At 42.9% G+C, this 18295-nt stretch carries 19 protein-coding genes; 11 read left to right on the top strand and 8 right to left on the bottom strand.

Translation table 11 applies throughout. The annotated features are described in order from the left end of the window. Positions 1 to 129 precede the first annotated feature (129 nt). The 4 genes from MARME_RS06000 to moaA form a co-directional block, all read right to left on the bottom strand. Entirely contained in the window at positions 130 to 549 is a 420-nt protein-coding gene (locus MARME_RS06000; RefSeq protein WP_013660366.1) for a HepT-like ribonuclease domain-containing protein, read from the bottom strand. 89 nt (positions 550 to 638) lie between these two features. Continuing rightward, positions 639 to 1850 carry a molybdopterin molybdotransferase MoeA gene (locus tag MARME_RS06005; protein WP_013660367.1) on the bottom strand — a complete coding sequence of 404 codons (1212 nt, stop codon included), beginning with the start codon at positions 1848 to 1850 and terminating at the stop codon, positions 639 to 641. A gap of 77 nt (positions 1851 to 1927) precedes the next feature. Beyond that, a complete protein-coding gene (gene moaB, locus MARME_RS06010) occupies positions 1928 to 2449 on the bottom strand; it encodes a molybdenum cofactor biosynthesis protein B (RefSeq protein WP_013660368.1) in 522 nt (173 codons plus the stop codon). Between the two features lie 13 nt (positions 2450 to 2462). Further along, positions 2463 to 3458 (bottom strand): GTP 3',8-cyclase MoaA, encoded by a 996-nt coding sequence (gene moaA / locus MARME_RS06015; RefSeq protein WP_013660369.1) that lies wholly within the window; start codon positions 3456 to 3458, stop codon positions 2463 to 2465. Between the two features lie 173 nt (positions 3459 to 3631). Between moaA and MARME_RS06020 the strand changes: the two genes are divergently transcribed. The 3 genes from MARME_RS06020 (at position 3632) to MARME_RS06030 (ending at position 6449) form a co-directional block, all read left to right on the top strand. Further along, complete coding sequence (locus tag MARME_RS06020; RefSeq protein WP_013660370.1) at positions 3632 to 4504, top strand: acyl-CoA thioesterase; 873 nt, start codon at positions 3632 to 3634, stop codon at positions 4502 to 4504. A gap of 212 nt (positions 4505 to 4716) precedes the next feature. Further along, positions 4717 to 6024, top strand: a complete 1308-nt coding sequence (locus MARME_RS21385) for a GGDEF domain-containing protein (protein ID WP_013660371.1) — start codon at positions 4717 to 4719, stop codon at positions 6022 to 6024. A 209-nt stretch (positions 6025 to 6233) separates the two neighbouring features. Next, positions 6234 to 6449, top strand: coding sequence for a TIGR02450 family Trp-rich protein (locus MARME_RS06030; RefSeq protein WP_013660372.1), 216 nt, complete (start codon positions 6234 to 6236; stop codon positions 6447 to 6449). Positions 6450 to 6469: 20 nt separating this feature from the next. On the opposite strand, the gene queG is transcribed toward MARME_RS06030, so the two are convergent. Next, positions 6470 to 7555 (bottom strand): tRNA epoxyqueuosine(34) reductase QueG, encoded by a 1086-nt coding sequence (queG, locus tag MARME_RS06035; protein ID WP_013660373.1) that lies wholly within the window; start codon positions 7553 to 7555, stop codon positions 6470 to 6472. Positions 7556 to 7712: 157 nt separating this feature from the next. Then, positions 7713 to 7973 carry a hypothetical protein gene (locus tag MARME_RS06040; RefSeq protein ID WP_013660374.1) on the bottom strand — a complete coding sequence of 87 codons (261 nt, stop codon included), beginning with the start codon at positions 7971 to 7973 and terminating at the stop codon, positions 7713 to 7715. A gap of 424 nt (positions 7974 to 8397) precedes the next feature. On the opposite strand from MARME_RS06040, the gene MARME_RS06045 reads away from it, so the two are divergent. The 3 genes from MARME_RS06045 to MARME_RS06055 all read left to right on the top strand — a co-directional run bounded on the left by MARME_RS06045 (position 8398) and on the right by MARME_RS06055 (position 11407). Continuing rightward, complete coding sequence (locus MARME_RS06045) at positions 8398 to 10116, top strand: acetolactate synthase 3 large subunit (RefSeq protein WP_013660375.1); 1719 nt, start codon at positions 8398 to 8400, stop codon at positions 10114 to 10116. Between the two features lies 1 nt (position 10117). Then, the gene (gene ilvN, locus MARME_RS06050; RefSeq protein WP_013660376.1) at positions 10118 to 10609 is read left to right on the top strand and encodes an acetolactate synthase small subunit; all 492 of its coding nucleotides are present in this window, start codon (positions 10118 to 10120) and stop codon (positions 10607 to 10609) included. 120 nt (positions 10610 to 10729) lie between these two features. Next, positions 10730 to 11407 (top strand): zinc metallopeptidase, encoded by a 678-nt coding sequence (locus MARME_RS06055; protein WP_013660377.1) that lies wholly within the window; start codon positions 10730 to 10732, stop codon positions 11405 to 11407. 458 nt (positions 11408 to 11865) lie between these two features. Here the strand turns inward: MARME_RS06055 and adhP are convergent, their stop codons facing one another. Next, entirely contained in the window at positions 11866 to 12876 is a 1011-nt protein-coding gene (gene adhP, locus MARME_RS06060) for an alcohol dehydrogenase AdhP (protein WP_013660378.1), read from the bottom strand. A gap of 305 nt (positions 12877 to 13181) precedes the next feature. Between adhP and MARME_RS06065 the strand changes: the two genes are divergently transcribed. The 5 genes from MARME_RS06065 (at position 13182) to MARME_RS06085 (ending at position 17682) form a co-directional block, all read left to right on the top strand. Next, entirely contained in the window at positions 13182 to 14669 is a 1488-nt protein-coding gene (locus tag MARME_RS06065) for a Na+/H+ antiporter NhaC family protein (protein ID WP_013660379.1), read from the top strand. Positions 14670 to 15013: 344 nt separating this feature from the next. After that, positions 15014 to 15322, top strand: a complete 309-nt coding sequence (locus MARME_RS06070; protein WP_013660380.1) for an EthD family reductase — start codon at positions 15014 to 15016, stop codon at positions 15320 to 15322. A gap of 411 nt (positions 15323 to 15733) precedes the next feature. Further along, a complete protein-coding gene (locus tag MARME_RS06075) occupies positions 15734 to 16057 on the top strand; it encodes a cupin domain-containing protein (protein ID WP_013660381.1) in 324 nt (107 codons plus the stop codon). 25 nt (positions 16058 to 16082) lie between these two features. Next, positions 16083 to 16721, top strand: coding sequence for an RpiB/LacA/LacB family sugar-phosphate isomerase (locus MARME_RS06080; protein ID WP_013660382.1), 639 nt, complete (start codon positions 16083 to 16085; stop codon positions 16719 to 16721). 340 nt (positions 16722 to 17061) lie between these two features. Beyond that, positions 17062 to 17682, top strand: a complete 621-nt coding sequence (locus MARME_RS06085; RefSeq protein ID WP_013660383.1) for a hypothetical protein — start codon at positions 17062 to 17064, stop codon at positions 17680 to 17682. A gap of 11 nt (positions 17683 to 17693) precedes the next feature. Here the strand turns inward: MARME_RS06085 and MARME_RS06090 are convergent, their stop codons facing one another. Next, positions 17694 to 18287, bottom strand: a complete 594-nt coding sequence (locus MARME_RS06090) for a TetR/AcrR family transcriptional regulator (RefSeq protein WP_013660384.1) — start codon at positions 18285 to 18287, stop codon at positions 17694 to 17696. Between the last annotated feature and the right edge of the window lie 8 nt (positions 18288 to 18295).

Here is an 18295-nt window from a genome sequence, read left to right on the forward strand (position 1 = left end):
TTTGACCTAACCGCTATTCGTTATCGGTGTTATTAGTCAGAGCAGTGATATTATATAAAGAGCCCCTTCTTATATTGCCAGAAGGGGCTCTTTTGTTATGTTCGAGTCTTTGAAATATCTGAGGTCCCACTAAGCTTCTAGGCGTGCTGTCCATTCTTTCGTGAGGACTTCAACCAGCGCATAACGTTTGATTTTGAGCGCATCGTCTAGCCCCGTAAAGTTTTGCTCAAGGTAATCGTTTAGAATCTGATCTCGGATTTTTATAAGGGATGCAATCTGTTGACCTTGTTCATAGGTCACATCTTTATGTTTGATTAGTTCATCTAATACCTGATCTCTCGTTTCTACATCGACATTGTAGTGGTTTTTAAGAACGTATTTAGCAAGGTCTAACATGGATGCGACGAGAAGCTGAAATGAATGTTCGACAGCCATTCGTTCATCATTGGAAAGACTTTCCGTCTTATTCTTTTTTCTATGAGCATCCAATCGCTTTATCATCATATGTTGATGATCATAAAGCGCATTCTCCCATTCTATATCTCGCATACATCCACCTATATCTTAGAGATAAGTCAAAATGAAAATATCGACTACCAACACGAGTAAGCGCTCCTACTCTCTTAATTCAGTGTAGTTTAAAAGGTTGAAAAAGGGTAAAAGTCGTAACTATCTTCTTGATTTATCTCAAAGCCTGCTGGAATGTGAAGGTAACCATCTGATTCGCATGCAGGTAGTAAGGCACCTGAACTCTGTTGTGGGTGGGGCTTGGCCTGTCCGTTCTGTATTGATACTCTGAGGAATTCATCTCTAGAAATGGTTTTGTTTCTACTGAAACTTGCCTTCACTGGTATGGGTTTTGGGCGCTGGATCGCTTGACCAGATGCTCTTTTCAACGCCGCGTTGGCGAGCCAATGATAGGTCACCAGTGTTGAGCTTGGGTTTCCTGGTAAGCCGATGAGTGGTGTATTAAATACCTTTGCGATGACAATGGGTTTCCCCGGTTTCATCGCGACTTTCCATAGATTGATTGTGCCATTGCGCTCTATAGCGTCCTTAACATAGTCTTCTTCTCCCACCGATACGCCGCCTGAAGAGAGAATGATATCAACCTTATTTGCCAAGTTTTGTAGCGCACTTTCGGTTGCTGCTTTATCATCTAAGCAATGAGTAACATCAATAACCTGATATCCAGACTGAGTCAAAAGCCCTTGTAACATTGGGCCATTTGAATTGTATATTTGCCCATCTTGTAGAGGTGTTCCTGGAGCGATAAGTTCATCGCCTGTTGTGAGTATACCGACTTGAAGGGGCTTGAAAATAGTGACCCTGTTTATGCCGATGCTCGCTAATAAGCCAATATCCATTGCGTTAAGGTGCTGGCCAGAATGTAAGATTGATTGCCCGCTCGCTACATCCTGACCCTTTGGGCGAATATTTTCATTTGCGCTTGGTAGCCTCAAAAGAGAGATCGTATCATCGCTATTAACTCGAACCTCTTCCTGCATGATGACGGCATTCGCCCCAAGAGGGATTTCAGCCCCAGTAAAGATGCGAGCCACGGTACCTGTTACGAGTGGGCTCGGAGCATGCCCTGCTGGAATGCGTTGAGAGACTTGAAATGGTGTTTGTTTTGTATCTGCGTGCTCTGAGGCTTGATCGATATTGAGTGCGTACCCGTCCATAGCACTGTTTGCAGCTGGAGGAACGTTAATGGGAGAGACTATGTCTTCGGCTAGCACTTTTCCAAGCGCTGAAGCAAGCGGGACGGTTTCCTTTTCGACCAGCGTTGGCAGGCAGGTTTGAAAAAAAGTGAGCGCTTCTTCAAAAGGCATCATTTTGGGGGGCATGTGGTTCATTCCAACTTTATTTTGTTTAACTGCTACGTACGCCGTTAACGAGTTTTATTGATTCTGTGCTGAAAATACTACATACGTGGACTGAGTAGCATTTCTACAAAGTTACAAGGCCTGTGCGATGCGTCGAGCTGCTCCTTGATAACGTTATTCCACGCCGTTTTGCAGGCACCGGTAGAGCCTGGTAAACAAAAGACAAGCGTTTTATTTGCGAGTCCAGCGAGCGCACGCGATTGAATCGTCGATGTACCTATTTCATGGTATGAAATGTGTCTAAATAATTCTCCGAATCCGTCAATTTCTTTATCGAGTAAGGGTATTATTGCTTCAGGGGTGCTGTCTCTTGAATAAAACCCCGTCCCGCCGGTCATTAGAATGACATGCGCCTCTTCGTTTGCGATCCATTGAGAAACAATCGCGCGCATTTGATAGACGTCGTCTTTTACAATTGCTCTGTCTTTTAGTGTGTGCCCAGAGTCAGAAAGAAGGGATACTAAGGCGTCTCCAGAAGTGTCATTTTCAGGTGTTCGAGTATCTGAAACGGTTAGTACGCAAATGTTAAGGGGGCGAAATGGTGAAGATGATTTAGACATGAAATATTCCTATTTAGCCTCCAGTTGCGCTCATGAAACGCAAGATTTGAGGCTTTTCATTTAAGTCAAAATAATGACGTTCTGGTTTAAGCGAGAGTGCGCTATGAATGCTCGCTTTTAACGTTTCTATATTCGCATTTTTGTCCCGCAAAGTAGGCTTTAGGTCCATGGAATGTTCGTTGCCGAGGCAAAGCAATAGTTTACCTTCTGCGGTGAGTCTAACGCGATTGCATGTGCTACAGAAGTTATGGCTGTGTGGCGAAATTAACCCAATTTTATTATCGAAGCTATCTACATCGTAATAGCGACTAGGCCCACCCGTTTTGAGGTTGCTTTTTTCTAAGGTGTAACGTGAACTCAGTTGAGTGTATATATCGTCACTCGATATATAGGCAGCGGCGCGGTCATGATGACTGATGACACCCAATGGCATTTCTTCTATAAAACTGATATCCATCGCGCGATGAAGCGCAAAATCAGCAAGATCCAGTATTTCGCTATCATTATGATTTTTTAGAATCACGCTGTTTAACTTTAAGCGCTTAAATGGAAGTTGAGTGGCTTTATCTATACCTCGAACAACCTGATCAAACTTGTCTCTGCGGGTCAATGCTTCAAATTTTGTCCGGCTAAGGGTATCTAGGCTTATGTTTATTCGAGAGACGCCTACGTTAAAAAGGGAGCCAGCCATACGTTCAAGTTGAGAGCCGTTGGTGGTTAACGTGAGTTCTTCTAAGCCGTCAGTATTGGCGATCTTTTCTAAAGCCCAGAGAATATTTTTACGTACGAGTGGTTCTCCGCCAGTGATGCGGATTTTTTTTGATCCCATTTTTACAAACGTTTGTGCGACAGTAACAATTTCTTCGAGCGTTAATATGTGGCTTCTCGGTAAGAAGGTCACATCTTCGTCCATACAATATGTGCATCGAAAATCGCATTTATCTGTAACGGATATCCGTAGATAGTCAATGGACCTTCCAAATGGATCAATAAGTGTATGGTTAGACAAGGTGACGCCTCTCTGAGTTAACCCACCAATCAAACCAGAAAAAAGCCATTTTGGCAAAAATGTTTAAAGTTGCTGGGGCAAATGCCTCGATTATTTTAAGGTATGCCCTTTCAGCTAAACTTGGTGTTAACATCTTATAGAAAAGTGTAGAAGAGAATTGAGTAGAGGTCGTCATGAACCCCGTATTAAGTGGTCTAATTGATCTGTTGTCTTTGGAAAAAAGGTCCGACGATCAGTTTGTTGGTATGAGCCAAGACTTGGGTTTTCCTAAAGTGTTTGGTGGGCAGGTTATTGGGCAAGCGCTCAGCGCAGCGTCACAGACAGTTGAAGGGAGAGTGCCTCATTCCTTACATTGTTATTTTATTCGTCCGGGCGATGCTGCTCAACCGATAGAATATGAAGTCGAACGCGTGCGTGACGGTCGCAGTTTTAGTGTACGTCGTATTATTGCCTCTCAGTTAGGTAAAACGATATTAGTAATGACCGCGTCATTTCATATTGAAGAAAACGGCTTGGAGCATCAAGATGCAATGCCTCAGGTTCCGGGGCCTGAAAACTTTAAGTCAGAGTTAAGTTTGTATCGCTTACATGCAGAAGAGATTCCTTCGAAAATAAGAGGGCTCCTGACCGCAGACAGACCCATTGAGTATCGAATAGTAGAGAACCAAAACCCCTTTAGGCCTAGAGCAGGCATAGGGAAACGGCATATTTGGATGAGAAGTATCGATGCACTTCCTGATGATCCATTTATTCATCAATCTATGCTTGCTTACACGACGGACTATGGCTTTTTGGAAACGGCTTTACAGCCCCACGGAATTTCTATTGGTAACCCTCAGCTGAATATTGCCAGTTTAGATCATTCTATCTGGTTCCATCGTCCTTTTAGGTTAGATGATTGGTTACTTTATGTGGCGGACAGTCCATCGGCGAGCGCTTCACGTGGTTTTGTTAGAGGTCAAATATATAACAGAGACGGGGTTTTAATAGCTTCGACAGCGCAAGAGGGCCTTCTACGAAAAAGTGAGTTGTACGATTTGACGTGAAGATAAAGGACGTTAAAGTTTGCTTGATATCAAAAAAGTGAAAACTTTACTTAAGAATTGTACACAAATTCATCAATTTTGTTTAGAATACCGAATCTTTTCGTTGAAGGGCCCTGAAATTCGACTTCATTTTAGTTGAAATAATAAGGATGATTAATCAGGGGTGTCTAAATTTATTGTCTTACGATATATACGGATGTGACGGGTAAACAGTGAATACGAACCGAACGCTTGCAAGTTTTATTTTACACAAAGCATTAGCATGTTACTTTCTGTCGGCTGTTTTTGTGTTTGGCATTATGTTGGTGTTTTTCTTCGAAAACCAAAAAAACATTCAGGCCGAGCAAGCTAAAATCTACGGAAAGTTTGTTGCAGAAAAATTACAGGATGTTTCGACGGCGAGTTTAGGTGATTTGGTCGCACATATGGGGACTCTTGATGCTATCGCGTTAAACGATGAGTTTAATGTGGGCATTGCAACGAAATCGACGGACACACTTTGGTTTAAAACGGAGGTTTCTTCCGCCGATACGCCTCGACGCCAATGGTCTACGAGTGTTAGTAATGTTCAACTTGGCATTATTTCTGTCACCACTTCCGCCCCTCTTCAGCCAATCTATGATGCACTTCTCTATAAAGCCCAATCGTATCTCGTTTTATTGGTTGTCCAATTATTGTTCTTATGGGCATTGTTTAAATTTTTAGTGGTGCGCTTTATTCGACGAGCGATACAGCTGTTGAGTCGAGATCTGGAAATTCTGAATTTGAAGAACCCAACACCTTTAGCCGGAGACCCCATTCTGTCTGGCTTTTCGGAATATCGCCGTATACTCGTGGATATTAATCGAGTCATTACGTCGTTAGTTGTCTCTCGAAACCAAGTTGAAAGAATGAACGAACAACTTGAAGAGAAAGTGCGAGAAAAGACACTTTCATTGGAAGAAAAGAACAATACATTGGTTCAGCTAAACCAGCATTTATCGACACTTGCGAATACGGACTCCCTCACTCAGGTTTATAACCGAACGCGATTTGATCTTCTCTTCCGTGAAAATGTTGCCGTATCACAACGAAGGAAAACCAACCTTTCTTTATTGCTTATTGATCTTGATGACTTTAAAAACGTGAACGATCAATATGGCCATCAGGTTGGGGATCAAGTGTTGAAACACGTTGCCCAATCTCTTTCAGAGACCTTAGGGGATCACGGTATTTTAGCTCGTTGGGGCGGTGAAGAGTTTGCTGTTTTACTGCCTTACTATGATGAACAGCGTGCCAGAGGTATGGGTGAAATTCTACGCCAATCGATTGACACAGCGTATTTTGAAGACCAGCAAATTCATATCACATTGAGTGTCGGTGTAGCGAGGTTGGGTGACGATGAAACAGGCAATCAGCTCCTAAATAGAGCGGATATGGCACTGTATGAAGCGAAAGAAAGTGGCCGAAATCGGGTCATAGTCGCTAAAAGCGTCGAACAAAAACAGCTTACCTTTGAAGCGTTGTCTAATCCAAAATAAGAGTGTTGTTGCTGTTATTACTTTCCACCTGTCACCTAGGCCATTTACTATTTTTTAAGCGCTTTTTCTGTCTTTTTTTTATTTCTTCTGTATTTTGTGAAAATTAAATCTTTTGTTGGTGTTGTCGCGTATATTTCTCCGTTCGACAAAAAGCGTGTCGTGCGCTGGAAATTTAAACGGTTAACATTTGTCCCACGGATAACATCTAAATGAATCCAATCAATCCTGCTAAGCTGTTAAATAGCAAATGGACGGCTGTCCACCCTCAAAATAAAGAAAAGCACTTTCTAGTATCTGACATTGATCGCGATGAGGAAGGGGTTGTTATTTCCTGCACGTTAGAGGCGGTAATGACTAAAAGTGAATATTTACTAGATTGGACTGAGCTTAAAAATAATGCCGTTTGGATGCAAGGTTGGAAGTAGGATATATCGCTACTCTGAATCTAACGGTGTTGTTTCCTCTGCTGCATATCAAGAGCCCATTCAATGTGTTCCTGTAGCAGTTCACTAGATGCTGGTTTTTGGCTTTCTAAAGCTTTGATAGCGACTTCGTTGTAAGGAGCGTTACCAAGTGCTATCGCTATGTTTCGTCGCCAGCTTTCGTAACCTGTACGTCTAATTGGCGACCCTGCAGTCTTGTCTAAAAACTCGTCCTCAGTCCATAAAAAGAGCTCAATTAAGTCCGCTTGATCTAGTTTGTGACGCGGCTGAAAGTCATTTTCTTGTGTATGCTTCGAAAACTTTGTCCAGGGGCAGACCAGCTGACAATCATCGCACCCAAATATTCGGTTTCCCATTTTGCTTCTGAGGTCGACTGGAATGGAGCCCTTGTATTCAATGGTTAAATACGAAATGCATTTGCTAGCATCAAGCACCCAAGGTTCGACAAAGGCGTCGGTTGGGCATTTCTGAATGCAGGCATCGCAACTTCCACAATGGCGTGTTTGGGTTGGCGCATCAACAGGTAGCGGCAAATTTGTAAAAAGCTCTCCTAACAAAAACCAGCTACCTGCTTTAGGCGATAACAGGAGAGTATTTTTTCCGATCCAGCCCATTCCAGCTTGTTCGGCAATTTGTCTTTCGAGAACTGGAGCGCTGTCTACAAAGGCTCTATAACCATGGTCTCCGATGACGTCCTCAATTCTCTTTGCCAGAGTGGTTAAGCGTTTGCGGATGACTTTGTGATAGTCTCGTCCTAATGCGTAGCGGGCAATATACGCTTTTTCCGGTGTTTGTAGGCGTTTGACGGTTTCAACAGATTCGGGAAGATAGTGCATTCTTAACGAAATGACGCGTTGTGTACCTTCGTGAAGCTCCTCTGGTTTAAACCTTAAATCACCATGGTCAGCAAGATACTCCATTGTTCCGTGATAGCCACTGTCTATCCATTGCTGATATTGCGCTTTATATTGCTCAAGACTTGGTTTCACTATCTTCGCGTCAGCAAAACCCAGCTCTAATGCCCAGTCTTTTATCTTTTGAGCGAAGTTATTTAGCTCATCCGCGGAGTGTAAATTCGAAGGTAACACAATAAGGTCTTAATCGTAGAGGAAGAGGGGAGGCTGTGGTCTCCGCTCTTCAGGTAGGTTATAGAAATATATTAAAGTCGCTGTTTATGTAGAGCCATGTGAGCTTTGAAAAATGTTGTCTGTAATACACATTTTCTACAACCTACAAAAAGTCGCATCAGTATAGCAGAGAGTCACCTTTTACAACGTCCATTAATAAATTGATAAACATTTTGTCTGCTTCTGAGTGCTCCTCAGGTATTTTTAACGTTGTTTGTGCCGAGACTTCTTCGGCAATTTTTTGGTATGCGTCAGTATCATTGATATGCTCTTTTGCAATACGAACTATCTCAGCTGCCAGTTCTGGCTCCATTAACATTTTTCTAAAACAACGTAGAAATTCATCAATAATACGTTGCTGATTGAGTTCAGACGCCATAGTTATTACTCCTAAATCAATAATGGTCTAATAACACCACGAAGCCAGTCACAGAGCAAGTGGCGTAAAATTATAAATTGAGAACGGTTGACTCTATTTAACACTACAGAGATAATAGGCGACTATTATATCAGCAATACCCCGCTGATTGTTCTTCATAGTGGCCAACAGCCCCTTCTCATATGGTATTTTAGGCCATACACACAAGCGATGTTAGTTTTAATGCATGACTATCTCGCTATCCTCGCGCAAACACGCGGGCAGTGTAAAAACTGCGATTTATTGCGTACAAGTGTTTCCTGCTCTCAGGTATCTCTTTGGTTTAGCAAAATTCGTTTTATCAACGTTTATCTACTCATCATATACGGGTACAATACGGCGCGTATTTGGTAGTACAACAATAAACACTATAGAGGGTAACAAGGTGGAGTTATTATCCGGTGGTGAGATGATCGCCCGCTTCCTTAAAGATGAGGGAGTTGAAAATATTTATGGCTATCCAGGTGGTGCCGCACTTCATATTTACGATGCGCTGCACCGTCAATCTGATGTGAAGCATGTCCTAGTGCGTCATGAACAAGCGGCCACGCACATGGCAGACGGTTATGCGCGTGCAACCGGTAAGCCAGGTGTCGTACTCGTCACGTCCGGACCTGGTGCAACCAATACAGTCACGGGCATTGCAACTGCTTACATGGATTCTATTCCGATGGTTGTTATTTGTGGTCAGGTAATGAGTTACTTGATCGGCGAAGATGCATTTCAAGAAACGGATATGGTTGGTGTGTCACGTCCAATTGTTAAGCACAGCTTTAGTGTAAAGCACCCATCCGAAATCCCAGAGATTCTGAAAAAAGCATTTTACATTGCGAGTTCTGGTCGTCCTGGCCCTGTGGTTGTCGATATACCCAAAGATATGACAATGCCGAACGAAAAGTTCGAATACCATTATCCTGACTCTGTCTCTTTGCGGTCATACACTCCACCAACAAAAGGCCACAGTGGACAAATAAAAAAAGCAGTAGAGCTGTTGTTGTCTGCAAAGCGTCCAGTAATTTACGCGGGTGGCGGCGTCATTATGGGAGGAGGGTCAGATCAACTCATTTCTTTGGCGAAACACCTAGGGTACCCTGTAACAAATACCCTAATGGGATTGGGGTGCTACCCTGCGACTGACAAACAGTTTGTGGGTATGCTGGGAATGCACGGTAGCTATGAAGCAAATATGGTGATGCATCATTCTGATTTGATTCTTGCGGTTGGCGCGCGTTTTGATGATCGTGTAACGAATGATCCTGACAAATTTTGCCCAGGCGCGAAAATTGTCCATATTGATATTGATCCAGCGTCTATTTCTAAAACAATTCGCGCTGATGTGCCAATTGTGGGTCCAGTACGACAAGTCCTTGAAGAAATGCGTGAGTTGATCGATGCAGCTCCAGCTCGCTCCAACGACGAGTCTATGGCGACTTGGTGGAAACAAATCGAAGAGTGGCGTCTTGTTCATGGTGGACGTTATGATACCGCTGGTGACAAAATTAAACCTCAAGCTGCGGTTGAAGCGTGTTGGAGAGCGACAAAAGGTGATGCTTTCGTTGCGTCTGATGTCGGTCAGCATCAAATGTTTGCCGCTCAGTATTATAAGTTTGATAAGCCTAATCGCTGGGTGAACTCTGGTGGTCTTGGCACCATGGGGTTTGGTTTGCCTGCTGCGATGGGTGTGAAGATGAACTTCCCCGATGAAACAGTTGTTTGTGTGACGGGTGAAGGCAGTATCCAAATGAATATTCAGGAGCTGTCGACGTGTTTGCAGTATGGATTACCTGTAAAAATTCTATGCCTGAATAATGGTTACTTAGGCATGGTTCGCCAGTGGCAAGATATGAACTATGAAGGTCGTCATTCGAATTCGTACATGGATTCTTTGCCAGACTTCAAAACGTTAATGGATGCATATCGTCACAAATACGTTGAAATACGTACTAAAGATGAGTTGGACTCTAAGATGGAAGAGGCATTTGCCATGGAGGATCAACTTGTTTTCATTAACTGTTTTGTGGATCCAGAAGAGCACGTTTACCCAATGCAGGTACCTCGTGGCTCTATGCGTGATATGTTCTTGAGTAAAACGGAGCGAACCTAATATGCGACACATAATCTCAGTATTGTTGGAGAACGAGCCGGGTGCCTTGTCGCGTGTGGTTGGACTATTCTCTCAACGTAACTTTAACATTGAATCTTTGAACGTAGCGGCGACAGATGATCCAACTTTGTCTCGTGTCACATTAACGACGTTTGGCTCTGATCAAGTGGTCGAGCAAATCACGAAGCAATTAAACAAGCTGATTGACGTCGTAAAGTTAGTGGACTTGACCGAAGGATTGCATATAGAGCGTGAGCTAATGCTTGTTAAAGTACGTGCAACAGGAGCGCAACGCGCCGAAGTGAAACGAACGGTTGATATTTTCCGTGGCAGTATCGTAGACATGACGCCATCTATCTATACCATTCAGGTAGCTGGTGAGTCTGATAAGCTAGACGGATTTCTTCAAGCATTAGGTGGAACGCACCTTCTCGAAGTCGTTAGAACGGGTGTTTCTGGCGTTGCTCGCGGAGAAAAAACGTTGTCGATATAGACAGCAGGCAGACGAATAAAAAGCCGAGCATTTGCTCGGCTTTTTTGTGTGGTTTTATCATGTAACTTATTCAAAATGACGTAAGCTTAAGGAAGTACAAGGGATTAACGGAGTGAATTTATGCATGTTGTGTTATTAATAGCGTTTGTCTTGTTGGTATTTTTTGGCCCGGCCCTTTGGGTTAAACTGATTCTGAAAAAATATCGTGAGCCGCGACCTGATCTTTCGGGAACTGGCGGTGAATTGGCGGAGCATTTAATAAGTCGCTTTCGGCTCGAAGGTGTTGCTGTTGAGGAGGGGGTTGAGGGGAAAGACCAGTTCGATGTATTGGCTAAAAAAATAAGGTTGAGTCCTTATGTCTATGGAGAAAAATCACTAACCGCCGTTGCTGTTGCAGCTCATGAGATTGGACACGCGATAGCTCATACAAAAAATGATCCTGTTTCTCACTTAAGTACTCGTTATTTACCTTTGGCAATAGTGCTTCAGCGCATCACTATGCTGATACTTTTGCTTTGGCCTATTTTTAGTTTGGCTTTACAAATTCCGTATGCGCCTCAGTTCCATTTTGGGGTCGTCATTCTATTGGGTCTATTAACTGTCTTTGTTCAGGTTGCGATTTTGCCCGAGGAATGGGATGCGAGTTTTAACAAAGCGCTTCCTATTTTACGAGAAGGACGCTATGTTGACGAAAATGATTTAACAAAAATAAAGCGGATATTGTTTGCATGCGCTTTAACTTACGTCGCCGCAGCGCTTAAAAACATTTTGCTTTTTTGGAAATTTCCTAGACGTTAATCACCAAGCTTGTTTGCATTATATTAGCACTAACTTGTATTGGCACTAATTTATAGTGGCGCAGCATTACCTAGGGAAGGTATGAACAAGTCCACTGGCTTCAGCGTGTGAATAACTCTTCTTTATTCGAGGCAAGTGTCTCGAGGCAAGTGTCGCTGTCCAATATTGAGCATATTGGCAAGAAAGTTAACAAGAATTAAAGAGAGCGCGAATTTAACTTAACGTACGGCACGCCCTTTGGGTCTTTCAGAGAAACAGCCTATCTTCGTTAAGAGTGATTGAAAGGTATTAACATTCCTGCACACTCTCGCCTTAATAGACTGTTTCTCTGATAAGACTGAAGCTCATAAGACTTAATTCGTACCTTCCCTGACTTTGGAACGTTATTAAAAACGTTTAAAATAAATTGTTTAAAAAGTTTGTTTTAAAAGGTCCGCCTAAAAAGGAGACTTTAAGGGTCAAATCGTCATAACGATTCGCCCTGTAATGTCTCCTTTTTCCATATCTGCGAAGATGTCATTAATGTCCTCGAGCTTTTTCTCGGTAATAATGGCTTTAACTTTTCCTCGGGCTGCGAACTCTAAACATTCCTCCAAGTCTTTTCGTGTACCTACAATAGAGCCAACAACACTGACTCCGTTTAGTACTGTGTCAAAAATAGGTAACGGCATGTCTTCTGGCGGAAGGCCGACCAATACACATTTTCCGCCCCTTCGAACCACGTCATAGCTTTGTCTGAAGCCGGCTTTACTAACGGCTGTACAGACACTACCGTGTACCCCGCCCGTGAGTGCTTTTATATCTTCGACCACGTTGTCTACCCTAAAGTCGACAAAGTGCTCTGCGCCTAAAGAGGATGAAAGTTCTTTTTTTGACTCGCCAGTATCAACGGCTACGACACGCAGTCCCATTGCGATGGCGTATTGAACAGCAAGATGCCCTAGTCCACCAATGCCGAAAATAGCGACCCAATTTCCAGGTTTTGCTTCTGATACTTTAAGGGCCTTATAGGTCGTTACTCCAGCGCAAAATAGAGGCGCAGCGTCGATGTAGCTGATGCTATCTGGAATCTTTACTACATATTCAGAATGAGCGGCGCAGTATTCGGCATAGCCGCCATTGACTGAGTAGCCAGAATTTTGTTGAGACAAGCAGAGACTTTCTTTACCACTTAGGCAGTACTCGCAATGACCACACGCACTGTACAGCCAAGGGACTCCTACACGGTCTCCTGCTTTTAGATGCGACACAGCGTTTCCAACTTCGATAATCTCACCTGCGCCTTCATGACCTGGAATTAAAGGCATTGTTGGTTTTACTGGCCAATCACCGTGACAGGCATGTAGATCGGTATGGCATACGCCACAGGCATGGATTTTTACGAGTACTTGATGTGGTTCTATCGCAGGTAGTGCAACCTCTTCAATGTTTAAAGTTGCTCCAAATGTATTCGCTACTGCTGCTTTCATAACAAACTCCGTCTTCCATTATATTTTTATTTGATAGTGCATCGCTAAAAGATAACTTCTAGCGATCAATTACAAACATAGAATGATTTAGGTGTCGCCGTTTGCCTGTGAGTCCACGGAGATAGCTCATCAGTCCATATTTAGAGCGAGGTTAAGGAAGGTAAGGATGTTAGAGAGAAGTTTGACGGTGAAGAATGGTGCATCAATATTCCCTAAGGGGTATCTCCGCGGAGGTATATCGTAACGTTGACGAATCTCGATATTCTGTTCCTGATAAAAATACCTTATAAATAAAGGATCACACTATGGAACAAGTCATTCGAGTTTTGTCGGGCTTTCGCCCGAAACGCTCTATTCTGCCATCGGCGTTAATCACGCTTGCTTGCTTTGCGTTGTTCTGGTTTTTGTCAGAACTGCACGGCGAAGGAGATGAATGGGGAGCGGTCTCTCTGTTGCCTACAATATTTGTTTTGCTCGTCGCTTTGGTATCGCGAGCCCCTTTTGAGGCTCTTTTAACCGGTGTTGTCGCTGGTTTAATCATGCTTGATAACAGTAATGTCGTGACGCCTTTGGCCGATACTTTATCCGCTGTAATGGGAGACGGAACCATTGTTTGGGTCGTCTTGGTATGTGGCTTGATGGGCGGGTTGATTGTTTTGCTCGAGCGCAGTGGTTGCCTAGGAAGCTTCAGTGGTTGGCTGAAAGGCTGTATCAAGTCTCGTAAACAATCTTTATTGACGACATTTTTGATTGGTTTGGTTGTCTTTATTGATGATTACCTAAATTGTCTAGCCGTGTCTTCTTCAGTAAAGCAGGTAACGGATAGCTATAAAGTGTCCCGTGAAAAGCTAGCCTACATTATTGACTCGACGGCTGCGCCAATGTGTATCCTCGTTCCAGTTTCAACTTGGGCTGTGTACTTTTCAGGCTTGTTGGAAGCAAATGACCTCGCAGCATCGGGCGAAGGCTTGAGTGTCTACATTTCTGCTATTCCTTATATGATTTACGGTTGGGTTGCCTTAGCGGTGGTGTTCTTAGTTGCATCCAATGTGATTGGTGACTTTGGGCCGATGAAAAAGGCTGAACAGCGCGCGTTAAATGGTCAACCTATTCCTGACGACTTCAACGGCAATGAAATGGAAGCGAATTCACAAAGTGAAGCTGGCCGCAGTAGTTTTGTTGGCATGATGAACTTTATCGTACCTATGTTATTACTGATTTTCTCGACGATATATTACGACATCGATTTGTTGAGGGGCGTGATATTGACACTGGGCGTTACGATTGTTTTGTATTATGTACAAGGATTACTTTCGTTAGAGCAACAGTTTAAGGGCATGTTTGAAGGTTTTAAAGTCATGCTTTATCCGCTATCGACCGTCGTGGCGGGTTTCATGCTAAAAGAAGTAAACGATCAATTGGGGATGACTCAGTACGTTGTTGGCGCTGTAGCGCCTTATATGACGGCTGAACTTCTGCCTGCTTTTGTTTTCCTAGTAATGGCGTTAGTGGTATTTGGAACCGCGTCTAGCTGGGGCTCATTTATCATCGCCATCCCGATTGTTGTGCCTATTGCGTTAAATGTTGATGCAAATATGCCTCTTGTTATTGGTGCTTTGTTGTCTGCTTCATCGTTTGGAAGTCACGCTTGTTTCTTTAGTGATTCGACGGTGCTGGCGGCACAGGGTGCCGGGTGTTCGCCTATGTCACACGCTTTGACTCAGGCGCCATACGCTTTATTAGGTGCGGTCATCAGTTTTGCTGCCTTTGTCATGTTAGGTTATATGATATAAAGATATTTTGAGCAAAATTTATAAAAAAGCCGCAATAAAGGGGGGCCTTTGTTGCGGCTTTTTTGTTGTCAGATTCAAAATTTAGAGTGTGCGAAAGTGTGACGTTGCCAGTTTGTTATGTGCAGAGACTTCGAGTTGATAAGTTACGTTGCTCTTGTAATCAATAAGTACCTTGAATTGAAAGAAGTTTATCAGAGAGCTGATGCTCTGCATTAAAAACACGTAAGTATTTAAAAAATACATTTAGTTTTTTTCATCAATATGACGCTGATGCAGGGCATAGTATTTTTCTAAAAAAGTGATTATCTTCGCAAAAATATGTGGCATTTTGTGAGGGTGATGACATGACGGTCAGTTTGCAAGTTCTCTATCCTGTGGTTGATGGCGTTGACTTTGATTTTGAATATTACTTTTCGCATCATATGCCACTGGTTGCCGAATATATGGGGGAATTCATCGAAATGACATTGGTGACAAAAGGATTGGCAAGTGGGCCTGAAACACCTTCTCCATATTATGCGATTGCGTCTATGACATTTGCAGATAAAACAAGCTTGGACAGTGCGATGCGGGTTGCCGACCCCGTCATTGAAGACATTGCGAATTTCTACAATGCTGAGCCGGAAATGATGGTCGGTGAAGTATGCATTTAGAACCTCATCATTAGATTCCTTTCACGTGTTAGGTTGTCAGACTCTTTACAGTGAATTTTTCATGCGCTTTGTTTAGGCCTGTGCTTTGCTGTTATCGAGCAGGCTCTTCATTTTCTTCGTAAGTATTCCCTAGTCTTGCCATTTATTGTGTTTTTTCTCTTTTCTTCTCTTTGTATGCGAGAGCGAGAAATCGTGATGCTTTGCAGAGGTTTAGCTAGTGCTTACGGTTCTGGGTTTTCTGTTTCGTTAATGTTGTTCGTCATTTAGGCACTGAATAAAAAGTAGACGTTGAATAAAAAGGTGTAAATTAAAAATTAAAACATCGTTTCAAAAACTTGGTTGATGCTCTATATTTGTGTAATATGGTTTAGGTGTAGTCGCTCGAAACAAATTAATAGAGGCAGCCCCTGTATGTTTATTCAAAGTAATGATGTTCCGCTAGAAGATCTTGGTGATGGTGTATCCCGTAAAATCATGGCCTATAGCGAAAACATTATGACGGTGGAGGTGCATTTTGAAGAGGGTGCTGTAGGCCCTATGCATAAGCATCCTCACGAACAATTGACGTATGTTTTATCTGGTGAGTTCGAGTTTACCATCGGCGATGAAACGCGCTTAGTGAAAGCTGGCGATACGTTGTACAAAGAACCCAATATTATGCATGGTTGTGTTTGTAAGAAGCCTGGTGTGTTATTGGATAATTTCACCCCTATGCGTAAAGACTTCCTTGAATAAAAAGAATAGTAAACTGGAGAAAGTTATGAAAATTGCACTGATGATGGAGAACAGTCAGGCGGGTAAGAATGCTATTGTGCTAGAGCAGTTAAATAGCGTTGCAGATTCCCTTAATCACGATGTGTTTAATGTTGGAATGAGTGATGAGAATGATCACCACCTTACCTATATTCATTTAGGGATTATGGCAAGTTTACTGCTTAATTCGAAGGCGGTAGATTTTGTCGTTTCGGGCTGTGGGACAGGTCAGGGTGCAATGATGTCTCTAAACCTACATCCTGGCGTTATTTGTGGTTATTGTCTTGAGCCATCGGATGCATTTTTATTCAATCAAATTAACAATGGTAATGCATTGGCGCTTGCTTTTGCTAAAGGCTTTGGTTGGGGGGCGGAACTTAATGTTCGCTATATTTTTGAGAAGGCTTTCACTGGTGAGCGTGGCGCGGGCTATCCCTTAGAGCGTAAAGAACCACAAGTTCGTAACGCAGGAATTCTGAATGAGGTAAAGGCGGCTGTGTTAAAAGACGATTACCTTAATACACTGAAAGCAATAGATCAGGAACTTGTTAAAACGGCTATCGCTGGTGAGCGTTTTCAGCAATGTTTCTTTGAGGGCTGCAAAGACGAGCAAATTGCGAATTACGTTCGTTCGTTCGTTGATTGATTAGGTAAGGTGCAAAAAGTCCACACCCTTTGGGTCTTTCAGAGAAACAGCCTATCTTCGTTAAGAGTGATTGAAAGGCATTAACATTCCTGCTCACTCTCGCCTTAATAAGCTGTTTCTCTGATAAGACTGAAGTTCATAAGACTTATTCGTACCTTCCCTAGTATAGGTGGTGGCCTTTTTGCTATTTCCTTTAAGCTATTTCTTTTTATGTATATCTTCATGTGATGCTTGACATAAACTGGAAAAACGTGAAATTTTCGTGTAAAACTGCGCGTATTATTAAAGGTTCAAAATGCCTTTGTTTTAAGATGGGAAGATCTTACTTTAAGGAATAATAATGTTTCTACTTCGTGGTTTTATTTATCTTTTATGTGTTGCTGGCGTTGCTCAAATTATTTCGCTGGAGGCATTCGACCTAGGGCCGATGGCTGAGTACTCTGAAGACTCCTTAACAGAAACTCTTCAAGACGCCTTTGCAGCGGTGAGTGCGGGGCTGTTCTTTTATGCCGCGTATATGAGCGTAAAGTTTCGCTATGCGGGTATCTTGCTTGGCGCTCTCATGTCAATGATGTTCGTACGTGAAGCGGATTCGTTTCTAGATCAAAATGTGTTTGACGGTGCATGGCAGGCGATTGTTTTCGCTATTCTAGTGGTAACCTTATTTTCACTTCGAGGAAAGTTTAAAGCGGCCTACCAGTCATTAAAAGAGTATTCAATGACTGCCAGCTTCGGGCTCATGTCCGCTGGTGTTGTGATTATACTAGCGTTTTCTCGTCTGATGGGGCGTGGGAAATTATGGCAGGCTCTTATGGACGATGCCTACATGCGAGCTGTAAAGAACTTGGTTGAAGAAGGTACTGAGTTGCTTGGATACACAATTGTTGTCTTAGCTGCTGTGGAGTTTGTTGTGTACGTGTTGAATCAGAACAAGCGCAACGCTTCTTTGGCGTCTTCATAAGAACACTAACGTTATTGCCGATCATGGGATTGAAGCATGTTTGAAATTTGTGTTGTCATGCCTTCGATCTCAGATTGGTTGATATAGATCCCGTCTATTACGAGTCTCGCAAAGCCATGAAGGCTTGCCCAGCACGCTTGTCCCACTCTCAGTGCGCTGTTTCCTTGATCTAGTATTTTTGCATTCTGAAGCTCTCCAACCCAAGAGATCCAGCGTTTAAAGGTGGATTTTGATGTGGACTTAAGTGAATCTGTTTGCAGTTGGTTTTGCCAGATAAGCTGCCCGTACATAAGGTCGTATAGATGTTGGTTTGTGGTAGCGAAAGCGATGTAACTTTTAACGTATTCCTCAAATGTTGTTCTTGATGTCCCTTTCTCAATAATCGTTTCTAACGCTTCTCTTTGTTGTCTGAATCCTGATTCCGCAAGCGCGCAAAGTAGATCGTTTTTATCTTTAAAGTGGTGATATAGGGCTGTTCTGGAAACGCCAATTTGTTGTGCTAGCCTGCGTATGGAAAGGGCTTCTATGCCTTCTTCTCTTAAAATGTTGTCTGCTTCATTGATTAGGGACGAATAAAGGTCACCGTGATGGTATGGCTTGGGCATGGCGCTTT

The sequence above is a fragment of the Marinomonas mediterranea MMB-1 genome, assembly GCF_000192865.1.
GTDB classification, from domain to species: domain Bacteria; phylum Pseudomonadota; class Gammaproteobacteria; order Pseudomonadales; family Marinomonadaceae; genus Marinomonas; species Marinomonas mediterranea.